The organism is Mesorhizobium sp. LSHC412B00 (assembly GCF_000503035.1).
GTDB lineage: Bacteria > Pseudomonadota > Alphaproteobacteria > Rhizobiales > Rhizobiaceae > Mesorhizobium.
On record NZ_AYWB01000001.1, the window covers coordinates 675,235 to 688,002 of the forward strand.

At 62.3% G+C, this 12,768-nt stretch carries 12 protein-coding genes and 1 pseudogene; 9 read left to right on the forward strand and 4 right to left on the reverse strand.

All coding sequences use genetic code 11. The annotated features are described in order from the left end of the window. Positions 1-100 precede the first annotated feature (100 nt). Positions 101-1,441, reverse strand: a complete 1,341-nt coding sequence (locus X757_RS1000000165630) for a glycosyltransferase (RefSeq protein WP_023725166.1) — start codon at positions 1,439-1,441, stop codon at positions 101-103. Positions 1,442-1,768: 327 nt separating this feature from the next. Between X757_RS1000000165630 and X757_RS1000000168820 the strand changes: the two are divergent. Beyond that, positions 1,769-2,488 (forward strand): annotated as a pseudogene (locus tag X757_RS1000000168820) (glycosyltransferase); the annotation flags it as partial. A 42-nt stretch (positions 2,489-2,530) separates the two neighbouring features. On the opposite strand, the gene X757_RS1000000166160 reads toward X757_RS1000000168820, so the two are convergent. Beyond that, entirely contained in the window at positions 2,531-3,955 is a 1,425-nt protein-coding gene (locus X757_RS1000000166160; RefSeq protein WP_156933381.1) for a glycosyltransferase family 4 protein, read from the reverse strand. Between the two features lie 282 nt (positions 3,956-4,237). Here X757_RS1000000166160 and X757_RS161440 point away from each other — a divergent pair, with 282 nt between their 5' ends. From X757_RS161440 to X757_RS161425, 4 genes are all read left to right on the forward strand, one after another. After that, a complete protein-coding gene (locus tag X757_RS161440; protein ID WP_023710959.1) occupies positions 4,238-4,810 on the forward strand; it encodes a rod-binding protein in 573 nt (190 codons plus the stop codon). Between the two features lie 13 nt (positions 4,811-4,823). After that, positions 4,824-5,240 carry a hypothetical protein gene (locus X757_RS161435; RefSeq protein WP_023671919.1) on the forward strand — a complete coding sequence of 139 codons (417 nt, stop codon included), beginning with the start codon at positions 4,824-4,826 and terminating at the stop codon, positions 5,238-5,240. 28 nt (positions 5,241-5,268) lie between these two features. Continuing rightward, on the forward strand, positions 5,269-5,817 hold the full coding sequence (locus tag X757_RS161430; protein WP_023683275.1) for a hypothetical protein: 549 nt from the start codon (positions 5,269-5,271) through the stop codon (positions 5,815-5,817). Between the two features lie 194 nt (positions 5,818-6,011). Next, entirely contained in the window at positions 6,012-6,296 is a 285-nt protein-coding gene (locus tag X757_RS161425; RefSeq protein WP_023683274.1) for an SCP2 sterol-binding domain-containing protein, read from the forward strand. A gap of 69 nt (positions 6,297-6,365) precedes the next feature. Here the strand turns inward: X757_RS161425 and X757_RS161420 are convergent, their stop codons facing one another. Both X757_RS161420 and odc2 read right to left on the reverse strand, forming a co-directional pair. After that, positions 6,366-6,908, reverse strand: a complete 543-nt coding sequence (locus tag X757_RS161420) for a GNAT family N-acetyltransferase (protein WP_023686385.1) — start codon at positions 6,906-6,908, stop codon at positions 6,366-6,368. A gap of 144 nt (positions 6,909-7,052) precedes the next feature. Further along, positions 7,053-8,186, reverse strand: a complete 1,134-nt coding sequence (odc2, locus tag X757_RS161415; protein WP_023671923.1) for an ornithine/lysine decarboxylase — start codon at positions 8,184-8,186, stop codon at positions 7,053-7,055. A gap of 541 nt (positions 8,187-8,727) precedes the next feature. On the opposite strand from odc2, the gene X757_RS161410 reads away from it, so the two are divergent. The 4 genes from X757_RS161410 (at position 8,728) to X757_RS161395 (ending at position 12,768) form a co-directional block, all read left to right on the forward strand. Further along, positions 8,728-9,927 (forward strand): amidase, encoded by a 1,200-nt coding sequence (locus X757_RS161410; RefSeq protein ID WP_023725171.1) that lies wholly within the window; start codon positions 8,728-8,730, stop codon positions 9,925-9,927. A 2-nt stretch (positions 9,928-9,929) separates the two neighbouring features. Continuing rightward, positions 9,930-10,829, forward strand: coding sequence for a LysR family transcriptional regulator (locus tag X757_RS161405; RefSeq protein ID WP_023725172.1), 900 nt, complete (start codon positions 9,930-9,932; stop codon positions 10,827-10,829). An 89-nt stretch (positions 10,830-10,918) separates the two neighbouring features. After that, entirely contained in the window at positions 10,919-11,587 is a 669-nt protein-coding gene (locus X757_RS161400; protein ID WP_023725173.1) for a DUF1007 family protein, read from the forward strand. 8 nt (positions 11,588-11,595) lie between these two features. Next, complete coding sequence (locus X757_RS161395) at positions 11,596-12,768, forward strand: nickel/cobalt transporter (protein WP_373432825.1); 1,173 nt, start codon at positions 11,596-11,598, stop codon at positions 12,766-12,768.

Below are 12,768 nucleotides of genomic sequence, written 5' to 3' on the forward strand. Positions count from 1 at the left end.
TAGCGTTCACGCTTTGGTGAAAAACCTCGGAGTTTTCGAGCTTGTGAGGGGCTCCGGTATGCAATGGTGGATCGCGACCAACTGCGTGAAACACGTTGGCTTATAGGTACGCTATCGGCGTGTTCACTGTTGCATCGACGTCCAGTTCGGATTTCGATGTCTGCGCAGTGTCCGGATCGACCATCGACCTTGCCAACGCTGCCAGATTGGATCGCACCTGTTCCGCGCCGTAAAGTTGGCGTGCCCGTTCCTCCGCTGCAGCGCCGATGCGGGCCGACCTTTCATGGCTGCTCATCAACTCGACCATCGCTTCGGCAAAGGCCCCTTCCTCATTGGCAAGGACCACTTCCTTGCCATCGATGAAACCGAGCCCTTCCGCTCCGATGGAAGTTGAAACGACCGGTCGGCCGTACAGCGCAGCCTCAATGATCTTGATCCGCGTGCCGCCGCCACGCTTGACCGGACATACAACAACCCTTGCCTCCGCATAGGCAGATGCAAGATCCGTAACGAATCCTAGCGTCTCTACCCCTGCGCTGGCGTCATTTATTCCAAGTTCGCGGCCGCCATCACCGGCGATGAGGAGCCGCGCTCGCGGCAGCCGTGCCCGGACCAGCGGAAAAATCTTTCCAACAAGCCAGAGGATAGCCTCGGCATTCGGTGGATACCGGGTGTAGCCGACAAAAAGAGCCGTTGGCTCTGAAGGCATCGGGGAGCGGCCGGTCATCACGGCAGCATTGGGTGCGACTTCGATGCGGGCGCCCGGCGAAAGCTCTTCGACGATTTTGCGATCATGCTCGGAACACACGAGGCCCACTGTCGCAAACCCCGCGACGAGTCTTTCTGTCCGGCGTGCGACCGCGGACACCAGGCTCAGTTTAAGGCGTTTCGCGGGAGAGCGCTCCATCTGGCGAGACCTGCCAAGGGCGACATGTTCGAGGTCATCGAAGTCGACCAGCACCGGAGGCAAATCCATCACCGTGCGGATCAGAGCCGCTGTCGACGCCAATCGATGCGCCAGGATGAGGTCAGGCTTCAACTCGCTGATCGCCTGCTCAAGCCGGGAAACTTCCGCCATACGGCTGGACCGCATCGTGACCCGGCCCTCCGTGAAACTGACTGCGCCGCGCGTCGCGGCGATCACGTCGCGGATGCCAAGATCGCGCGGCCAGCGCCGGAACCGAGACGGCAGAGCGGGCGGTGAAATCAGTATGATCCGCCCGGCAACAGACCATGACCGCCGAAAATCCTCGACGGATTGACGTTGCCGGTCTTCGTTTTCGGACCAGTGCAACGGCCACATGAAAACGAAATCGACGGAACCGATACTACCCAGCGCGTCGGCGTGACGCCGGAGCCTCTGGAAGACGCCATGGACCATCTGGTCAGGCAGGTGGGGAAAATACTCCGACACGATCAGGGTTTTGATTGATTGCGTCACTTCGAATTTGCCCGGTTGCGGAACTGAGGTTTACGGGCTCTTTGCCGAGTAAAGGCGACGCTTGTCCCTGCCGTCCAGCCACCCTGTGAAGCGCCACCATGAAAGGCGATTGTCTCGTAAAGATGGCGCTGGGAGCGGTCCCCCGTTTCCGCCGCCGTTGCAACGTGGTTTCGCAGCAAGGGGAAGAAGCTCTGCGGTCCGTAGGCAGGCGCTGCGGCTTGCAAAGCGGCGCGAGGAGTGACAAGCCTGCCGGTGAACCTGCTGTCCAGGGCCTGCAAGGCGCAACAGCTGCGCGTCGTGGCACCGGCTTTCAACGCAAGAGCCCTTATGTCAGAGCGAGCCTGTACGGTCATCATTCCAACCTACAATCGCCTGCCTTATCTGCTGAAGGCGGTCGCCTCGGTTACGGCTCAGACGTTCGGCGACTGGGAGTTGCTCATTGTCGACGACGGAAGCACGGACGACACCTTGGCCGCTATCACTGCGCTCTCTCTGGCCGAGCCACGTCTGCGCATTCTGCGAAACCCCGGCACGAGCGGACCGGCCGGCGCGCGCAACGCCGCGATTCGCGAGGCGCGCGGATTGTATATCGCGTTTCTGGACAGCGATGATCGGTGGGACGACGACAAGCTGGCGCAATTCATTGCGGCGGCCAACACCCGGCCCGACGCGATCCTGATTGGCAGCGACTATCGCATGGTCGACGAGCTTGCCGACACGTCCATGACCGCCTGCGACATGATCTTCGGTACCATGATGCCGTGGTGGGAAACCTATGATCGGACCGCATCTCTTCTGCCATGCCGGGAACTCAAGGCGGACCGTTCCCTGCTGGCCCGCTCTGATGTCGTGCTGACCACGACCATCGCCGGATACCTTTGGATTCACACCTCCTCGACGATGGTTCGGCGCGACGCGATACTGGCGGCGGGAGGGTTCGATGAAAGCCTCGCCCGCACCGAGGACATCGACCTTTGGCTGCGGCTCAACACGCGCGGATCCTTCGTCTATATCGACCGGCAATTGGCGACCTATGACGTCACTGGGCGCGATACGGCAGAAGGCGAACGCTACCAGACGCATTCAGAATCACGACATCACGACGAATACACGGAGTGGAAGCACCATCTCGCGCTCATGCTGCGCATTCGAAAACAATACCGGCTTTCTCCAGCGCTTAACGCTCTGATGGAAGACCGGCTCGACTATTTTGACAAAAATTGTGCCAGGGCCGCCTGGCGGACAGGCCGGAAAACCCTCTGGCTCAAGCACTGGATTTCGAGCCTGCGGCGGGCGATCGGGCTTGTGCGTTCCGATAGGTGAGAACGCGCGGAAATGGCTGCGGCAGGCCTGAGCCATCGAGCGGGTGTCAAGTGCCCTAAGGACCGCGGGCAAGCGTGCGCTGCGTGAGAAGCTGGTCGCCACGGTCTGCGCGGCAGCCTGACCAAGACGGCTCACCGTCGCTGCTTCGGCGTCCAGAAATTCCTTCAGCTTTTCGCCCAACAAGCTCGCCGTCGATATGTCGGACACAAAGCCGTTACTGCCGTCCTTGATCAGCTCCAGCGCGCTCGCCATGGGATGGGCGACACAGGGTAGGCCTGTGGCCATCGCCTCCAGCAGGCTGAGGGAAAAACCCTCGACTGAGCTGGCCAGGACGAAGAGGTCAAGCGCATGGTAGATCGCACGCGGATCGTTTTGCCAGCCGAGCAATTTGATCCGGTCAGCAGCTCCGGACGAGCGCACTTTGTTTTCCACTTCGGAGCGAAACCAGCCATCCCCGGCGATGATCAGAGCGACGTTGGCGGCGGGCCGACTCGCGCGAAGAGCCGAGAAAGCATCAATCAGCACGTCGATATTTTTTTCCGGCCCGAACCGGCCGACATAGCCGATCGTCCGCACATCGTTTGACAGTCCAAGCCGTTCGCGCGCTTGGCGCCTTTCATTGGCAGTCGGAGGTGCGAAGTTGGGGTCTACCCAATTGGCACAGACACGGACCTTATGGGGAGCCATGTCAAACTCTTTCGTCGCGATCTCTGACAATTCGCTCGACACGCCGATGGAGCGTTGGACGCAGGCATTCATGACCGCGCCATATCTGCGCTTCGAAAACATGGATCGCCACGCGGCCTCGCGCGGCCTGTGTTCGATGGTGTAAATTCGCCGGCCCGCGGCCTTGGCCATGAGCAACTCGACGACAGGCGTTTCCGCGAAAGCCCCCCGGCAGAAAATGATGTCATGGCCGGGATGCCTGACCAACACAGACCCCCAAAGGATGTATCTTGAGACCGGGAACCGTCTCGGTTTGACGATGAGCCTTTGATAAGAAAGGCCCTCGACAAGTTCTACATCGATTGTCTCAGGGGGAAGGAGCTCGGAAAAATAGTCGGTGTTGACGGAAATGATCTTGACGGGAAACCCAAGCGAAGCGGCGGTGTGGGCTACGTCGGCGGTATGGATATGAAGACCGCCAGGATCCCCGCTCCCGCCGACAAACAAGAGGCGTCTTCTTTTCACTTTGGTATCTCACTGAATCCGCCACTCTGGCGGTGATAAACCGCACAACGGGTGCGATAAAGGATTGGGCCGGGATTACAAGTGGGATAGCCGCCTCGTCGAACAGGCTTCGGTAAGCAGGCCTTCACCGTCCGGGGTCATTGAAGACCACCCGTGTGGACGGCCGCTATTGACGCGTAGCAGACGAGCTGACAGCATTCCGCCTCCCCTCTCCCTCGCAAGCCTGCCACAAGCTTGTTGCGGCATGGTCGCTCAGGAAACCCGGCAAAGAGGCGGACTTTCTTGGCGATTTCTCCACCCAGCGACATCGTTCTCGATGTTGCCCGAGCCGTCGACCCGGCGGATATCGAGGCTGCCCGTGCCGCGCTGGCCAAGCGGGCCAACGGCGTTGGCGGCGCCTTTTTGGTCGACATGGCGGCTTCGGTGGATACCGGCTCGATCTTGTCGCGTGCCACGGCCGACAAGGCCGCGGCAGGCGCCGATCCCGCGGGAAAATTCAAGAAGTTCGAGGCCATGGTCTTGCAGACCTTCATCCAGAACATGCTGCCCAAGGACACAGAGGGCGTCTACGGCAAGGGGCTGGCCGGCGACATATGGAAATCGCAGCTTGCCGAGCGTGTCGCCGACGTCATGGCCGAGCGCGGAGGGATCGGCATCGCCAAATCGCTGCTCGCCGACCACTACAAGGACGGCAAGCGCACCGTGCCGATCGGCCCGGTGTCAACCGGGCCGCACAAGACCGAGATCGACCAGCAGACCCGGCTGTCCACCTCGCTGGTCGAGGAATTGCAGCGCAAGGCCGCAGGGTCGATGACCGGCGACGAGACGACCATCAAAACCGAAATCAAGATCTAGACCAGGATTTTCAATGGCCGATTTTTCAAAATACTCTTCCAACCTGCCGGCGCGTACGTCCGAAGCGCCGATCCCGTTTGCACGGCCGGGCAACCTTGCCGCCATCATCGGCCGCATCGAGGAAGCGGTCGAGGAAGAGACGGCCGGTTTGAAGAACGACACCAGCTATGACCTCAAGGCCTCCAACGCCCGCAAGAGCCGCTACCTCTATGAGCTGACCCGCGCCATGAAGGGCGCCAACGAGATCGAATTCCTGGAACAGCATCGCGACAGTCTGGCGCGGCTGCGCCAGAAGCTCGCGAAAAACGAGGCTGCAATCCTCGCCCACCTCAACGCGGTCAACGAAGTCGCCACGCTGTTGAAGAACGCCATTCAGCGCGCCGAAGCCGACGGCACCTATTCGGCCGGCGAATTCGGTTGGGCGAGCTGATGATCTCGGCAACAGGCGGGAACAACCGGTGATCAAATTCATCGCTGCCGCGATCTGGATCTGCGCCGCCACGCTTGGCGCGGTGTTCTATTCGTTCCAGGCGGCCGGTGAGCGCGGCGTCGGCGAGACGCCGAAACCGATGCTGGGTGGCCTCGACTACGTCAAGACCGACATCATCTCGGTGCCGCTGATCCGCGATTCCAAGATCGACGGCTATTTCCTCACCAAGCTCGTCTACACGGTCGAGCCGGCCGAGATAAAGAAGATGTCGATCCCGGCCGAAGCGCTGATGACCGATCAGGTCTATTCCTATCTCTACTCCAATCCTCAGATCGACTTCACCAAGAAGGAAACCATCGATCTCGATGCCTTCCGCAAGGCCATACGCGACACCGTCAACGCCCGCGTCGGCGCCGACCTGGTGCATGAAGTGCTGATCGACCAGGTCAACTTCCTGACCAAGGACGAAATCCGCGACAACGCCATGCGCCGCCGCAAGGATCCGGCCACGCCGACCGAACCGGCCCCGGCGGAATCGGCCCAGGCCGAGGCGGCGAAGCCCGCTGCTGAACACTAACCTTCGTCGCAGGGCGAATGTTCTCTGCCGCATTCCTTCCGACTGAAACGAGATGACGCATCGCGCGTTGACGTTTACGTCAACTCGAAGCTATATGCGCCAAGCGACCAGATCGCGGTACGCGCGAGACAGTGACTTCGGCGGAGGCCGGTCACTGAAGCGCGGCAAAACGCAACGAGACCAGGAGAACAGTCATGAGCGTTCAGGATATTGCCGAGAAGATGAGGTCGCGCGTGGCGAGCGCCGGGTTCGAACATTCCGTGAAGTTCGATACCGGCAGCAACGGCGTCATCGTCATCGACGGCGCGACCGTCTCGACCACCGACGCGCCGACCGACTGCACCATAAAGCTGTCGCTCGACGATCTGGATTCGCTGATCGCCGGCGACCTCAACCCGACCATGGCGTTCATGTCCGGCAAGATAAAGGTCGAAGGCGATATGTCGGTCGCCATGGCGCTCAGCCAACTGATCGGCTGAGCCCTTCGCAACAACAAAACGCCGCCCTCGCTGAAATGCAAAGGACCGGCGGCGTTTGTTTTTGGACAATCAGGCGGCCAGCGACAGCCTCTGTGCCTTGAGCTTGCGACCTGCAGCCTTCAGCGTGCCATGCGCGCCGTCGAGCGCACCATCGATCAGTTCCAGCGCCAGCAGGCGGTGCCGCTCGTACGGACCAGGCATGGCGAGCGCGCCGGTCTTCTCCGCCGAGAAGCCGAAGCGGCCATAGTAAGGCGCATCGCCGACCAGCAGCACCGCGGCATGGCCGAGACGCGCGGCCTCGGCCAAAGCATGGCGCATCAGCGCCGAGCCGATGCCGGCGTTCTTCAGCGCCGGATCGACGGCGAGCGGTCCGAGCAGAAGTGCTCCCGGGCCACCCTCGCCAAGACGCACGTCCCACAGCCGCACCGTACCAGCAACCGCGCCGGTTGCATCGCGCACGACAAAAGCGAGGCCTTCGGAAGGCCGGCGGCCGCGCCGCAGCTTCTCCGACGATTTCTTGCGCCGCATCGGCCCCATGGCGCGATCGAGCAACGCTTCACGCGATGCAATGTCTGCCGCAGTTTCGGCGACGATGGGAATGGCGCCGGCCATCTCCCCCTCGGGGGGGGAGAATCCAATGCCGTCAATGTAATTTACAATGTCCATTTCCGCGATCCTTCACGAGCGGAGCTTGTTCCACAGGCGAACCCGGGCGGACGCAAACGTCCGCCTGGGGTGATCTGAAGGCCGAAGCCGTCAGATCACGTAGGATCGGAGAGGCTCGAAGCCGTTGAAGGCGACCGCCGAGTAGGTGGTCGTGTAGGCGCCGGTGCCTTCGATCAGCACATCGTCGCCGATGGTCAGCGACAGAGGCAGCGGATACGGCGTCTTCTCGTACATCACGTCGGCCGAATCGCAGGTCGGGCCGGCGAGCACGCAAGGTGCGGTCTCCGAACCGTCATGGCGGGTGACGATCGGATAGCGGATCGCCTCGTCCATCGTCTCGGCCAGACCGCCGAACTTGCCGATGTCGAGGAACACCCAGCGCACATTGTCGTTTTCGGCCTTCTTCGAGATCAGCACGACTTCCGACTTGATGACGCCGGCATTGCCGACCATGCCGCGACCCGGCTCGATGATGGTCTCAGGGATCGCATTGCCGAAATGCTTGCGCAGCGCCGAGAAGATGGCCTGGCCATAGGCCTGGGCCGCCGGCACGTCACGCAGATAGCGCGTCGGGAAACCGCCGCCCATATTGACCATCTTGAGGACGATGCCTTCATCGGCGAGCGTGGCGAACACCTTCTTGGCGTCGGCCAGCGCACGGTCCCACGCCGTCAGGTCGGTCTGCTGCGAGCCGACATGGAACGACACGCCATAGGCGTCGAGGCCGAGCGTCCTGGCATGGCGCAGCACGTCGACGGCCATCGCCGGCACGCAGCCGAACTTGCGCGACAGCGGCCACTCGGCGCCTTCGCCGTCGGTCAGCACGCGGCAGAACACGCGGGCGCCGGGAGCGACGCGGGCGATCTTGTCGACTTCCTCGACGCAATCGACGGCAAACAGCCGAATGCCGAGCTGGTAGGCGCGTGCAATGTCACGCTCCTTCTTGATGGTGTTGCCGAAGGAGATACGGTCCGCCGGCGCACCGGCGTCCATCGCCATCTCGACCTCGGCAACGGAAGCGGTGTCGAAGGACGAGCCCATCGCAGCAAGCAGGCGCAGGATTTCCGGCGCCGGATTTGCTTTCACCGCATAGTAGATCCGGGAATCGGGCAGCGCCTTTTCGAAGGCGCGAAAATTGTCGCGCACGACATCGAGGTCGACGACGAGGCAGGGGCCGGACGGACGTCGGGTGGCGAGGAAGTCGAGGATGCGCTGGGTGGCCATCGGGGTCTCTCCATTAACGCCTTGCGGCGCGCAATAAGGCTGCGGACGCGGGGCTTTCGGCCTCGCGAACACGCGGTCAAACAAAGGCGGGACGGAAATCCATGGAACCAGCCGGTGGAGACCCCGGAACCATGAAACGCCATCTCGCGGCGGTGAACCTTGGCCTTGCCCGGCCTCGGTTCGCTTTGTCTGCCTTGGCTTGGATGGGAGACCCGTCCGCACTGCCGGCAATGAAGGTGTGCCTCTTCAGTAACCCCGGTCTTTGGACGACCGGCAGAACACCAGAAAGGCCCGCACCGTCGTTGCTTCAAGGTGTCCTCGGGCTGGCGGTTGGCCGCTAGACCGACTGGAGGGGTTAGCTCCAGTTACCTTACCGATTTCCCTCACCATTCGAGGATCGGCGGACACCCACAGGCACGTGCGACTTTGGGCAAGCGCGATATAAGATCGAAAGATTTCACAATCAATAAAAATCGTATCCCAGGTTGTAAAATTTCCGGCATCGAACAATGCTGGGCCTACTGTGTACGGATATCGAACGATGCCAGGCACGCACGGCCCGCTCAACGCCTTTCTCGACCTGCGCCGCATGCCGGTCGCCAATGCGGAACTGGGGCCGCTGGCCGGGCTCAGGCTGGCGGTAAAGGACATTTACGACGTCGCCGGCTACCGCACCGGTTGCGGCAATCCGGTGAAGTTCGACGAGGCGCATGCCGCGTCCAGCACGGCACCGGCCGTGCAGATGATTCTCGACGCCGGCGCGCGCTTCATCGGCAAGACGCAGACCGACGAGTTCGCTTTCTCGCTGATGGGCCAGAACGCGCATTTTCCGTTTCCGGTGAACCCGGCCGCTCCCGATCGCGTCACCGGCGGCTCGTCCTCCGGATCGGCGGCGGCGGTGGCCGACAAGCTTGCCGATATCGCCACCGGCTCCGATACCGGCGGCTCGATCCGTGCCCCGGCGAGCTTTTGCGGGTTGATCGGGCTGCGCACCACGCATGGCCGCATTTCGCTTGAAGGCACGATGAAGCTGGCGCCGAGCTTCGACACATTCGGCTGGTTCGCCGACGACATCGAGACATATGAGACAATCGGCAAATTGCTGCTCGGCCGCGACCCGCATCCGTATCCGCTCACCCGGCCGCTTTCGATCCGCTGGCTGGACGCTTTCGTGGCCGGCCCCGCCGAGGCAGCCGAATACGCCAGGATGAGAGCGCTGGCGGCCGGCCTTGTCGGCGAGCCGGCGCCGGTGGAATACACCTTCGCCTCCTTCCCCGACGAGCTCTACTGGTGCTTTCGCCGCCTCCAGGCCGCCGAGGCCTGGCAGCAGCATGGCGCCTGGATCATTTCGGGCGAGCGCGATCTCGGGCCGGGCGTCGAGGAGCGCTTTGGTTTCGGCAGGACAATCGACGAAAAGACCGCGCGGGCCGAGGCGGTGCGCCGCCTGACCTTCCGCTCCGAGCTAGCCGCGCTGCTCGGCCAGGACGGGTTTCTTGTCCTGCCCACCGTTCCAGGCCCCGCACCTCTGGTCAAAAGCGAGCCGCAGCAGCTCCAGGCCTACCGCGAAAGGGCCTTGCATCTTTTGTGCCTTTCGGGTCTTTCAGGCTTTCCGCAAATCACCCTGCCTCTGGGCTCGGTTGACGGTGCCCCTTTCGGCCTCTCGCTGCTCGGCCCTCCCGGCAGCGACATTGCCCTGATACGGCTCGGCCGGCGAATTCTCGATGCGGCACGAAAGGCCTGATGATGGATACACTGACCCGCATGCGCGCCTTCATCGACGTCGTCGAGGCCGAAGGCTTTTCGGCGGCCGCGCGCAAGATCGGTCGCTCCAAGGCGCTGCTGTCGAAATATGTGCGCGAACTCGAGGACGAACTCGGCGCGCTGCTGCTCAACCGCACCACGCGGCAGTTCTCGTTGACCGAGGCCGGCCATACCTATTACAGCCGCGCTTCGGAAATCGTGCGCGAGGTCGACAGCCTGGCCGACGCCGTGCGCGAATCCTCCGGCGACGTGCGCGGCAGGATCAAGCTGTCGGCGGCGCGCACCTTCGCCGACGCGCCGATAGGCCAATCGCTCATCGACTTCGCCAAACAGCATCCCGACATCGTGCTCGACATCCATCTCGACGACCGTTTTGTCGATCTGGTCGAGGAAGGTTTCGATCTTGCCGTGCGCATCTCGCGCCTGGAGAACTCATCGCTGATCGCCCGCCGCCTGGGGCCGTTTTCGATCAAGCTTTGCGCCTCGCAGGAGCTGATCGCCAAGCACGGCAAGCCGACGCGCCCGCAGGATCTCGCCAACTTGCCCTGCATCGTCGACACCAATGGCCGCTCGCTTGCCAACTGGCGCTTCAGGGGCGATGGCGAGGAGTCAGTCAGTGTCAACGTATCGGGTCCGATCGAGGTCAACAGCCCGATGGCCGCGCGAGCCGCCGCCGTGTCCGGTCTGGGCTTCACCATCCTGCCGGATTTCATCGCCGCGCCCGACCTCGCATCCGGGCTGCTGGTGTCGTTGCTCGACGACCGCATCCAGTCGGGCAGCGGCATTTTCGCCGTCTACCCGCACCGTCGCTATCTGCCGGCCAAGGTCCGTGTCTTCGTCGATTTCCTGGTGCAATGGTTCAAGAACCGCGAGAGCGCTTGAGCCGGTCCTGCCGTGCCGCGGTCCCAATTTCGCCCCGTTTCTGGTAACCTCTCGAAATCTCTCCGAGGCCGATGGAACAGCGACCGAGAATGCATCTGAAACGGCACGCAATCATGCTGGCTTCGGCCCTGGCGACGACTTTTGCCTCCGTCGGAGCGGCTGGCGCGCATCCTCATGTCTTCGCCGAGGCCCGCCTCGACGTGATCCTCTCGCCGGATCACCAAAGTGTGAAAGCGCTGCGCCACCTCTGGCGTTTCGATGATCTGTTTTCGAGTACGGTGATGATGGAGTTCGACAAGAACTCCGACCTGAAGCTTGACGACAAGGAGCTGAAGGATGTCGCCGACACCGTTCATGCCTCGCTGGCCGAGTTCAATTATTTCCAGCTCGTCACCGTCGACGGCAAGGACGTGCCGATGACGCCGCCACCGCATCTTATGGCCAATTTCGAAAACGACCAGCTGATCATCCTGTTCGAATCCGAACCCAAGGTGCCGATCAAGCTCGCCGGCAAGATCGATTTCGGCGTCTACGATCCAACCTTCTACACAGCGATCGACTTCACCGAGGATAGCAACATCACGGTGGAAGGCCTGCCCTCGAACTGCACCAAGAGCGTCATCCGGCCTGATCCAGACGAGGCGATCAAGGAAAACCAGAAGACCCTGACGGACGCGTTCTTCAACGACCCGACAGGCACCGACATGAGCAAGATCTTCGCCACCAAGCTCGAACTGAATTGCCCGCCAGAAGGATAGATCCGGTGATGAAACCGTCCCTGCGTTTGGCATTCGGCCTCGTGGCCGCTGCCCTGCTGATGACGCACTTTCTCGGGCAGGCCCATGCCCAGAGCTCACTCGGCATCGGTGTCAATGACGGCATGGCGCCCACCACCGGCCCGTTCGCCCATATCCTGATGTGGATCAATCTGCGCCAGCAGGAATTCTACCGCGCATTGGCCACGGCGATGAAAGCAATGCGCGAGGACGGCAGCAAGATGTGGCTGCTGATCGGCCTGTCCTTCGCCTACGGCATTTTCCACGCCGCCGGCCCCGGCCACGGCAAGGCGGTGATCTCGTCCTACATGGTGGCCAATGAAGTGGCGCTCAGGCGCGGTATCCTGCTGTCCTTCGTCTCGGCGCTGCTGCAGGGCCTGACCGCGATCCTGGTGATGCTGCTTGCCTATTTCGTCCTGCGCGGCACCGCCATCTCGATGACCGACGCAGCCTGGTTCATGGAGATCATGAGCTATGTCTTCGTCACTTTGTTCGGCGCCTGGCTGCTGTGGCGCAAGCTCAGGCCTACGGTCCTGCGCTGGTTCGGCAAGGCGCCCGCCTACAGCCTGTCGGCAGCCCACGCCGGTCATTCCCATGGCGGCCATTCGCATGCCGCTCACAGCCACGCGGCGCATGCGCATTCGCATGCCTTGCATGTGCATCACGACCATTCGCATGATCATCACGATCACGCTGCGCACGACCACGACACACACGATCATTCCCATCACGACCACGCTCATCACGATCACGCCGCTCACGATCACCCAGCCGGCGAGGTCTGTGATACGTGCGGCCACTCACATGCGCCCGATCCGGCGCTGCTGTCGGGCGACCGCTTCGACTGGCGCACGGCCTGGTCGGCTGTAGCCGCCGTCGGCATCCGCCCCTGCTCCGGCGCGCTGATTGTGCTGAGCTTCGCTTTGCTCAACGGCCTGTGGCTCGGCGGCCTGCTGTCGGTGCTGGCGATGTCGATTGGAACCGCCATCACAGTCTCGGCGCTGGCAACGATCGCAGTCACCGCCAAGAACTGGGCGGTCTATTTCGCCGGCGACGGCCGCATGGGCAACCGCATCCACACAGTCGTCGAAATCGGCGGCGCCGCCTTCGTCTTCCTGTTCGGGCTGTTGCTGTTGTCGGCGAGCCTGTCCGGAGCTGTGTGA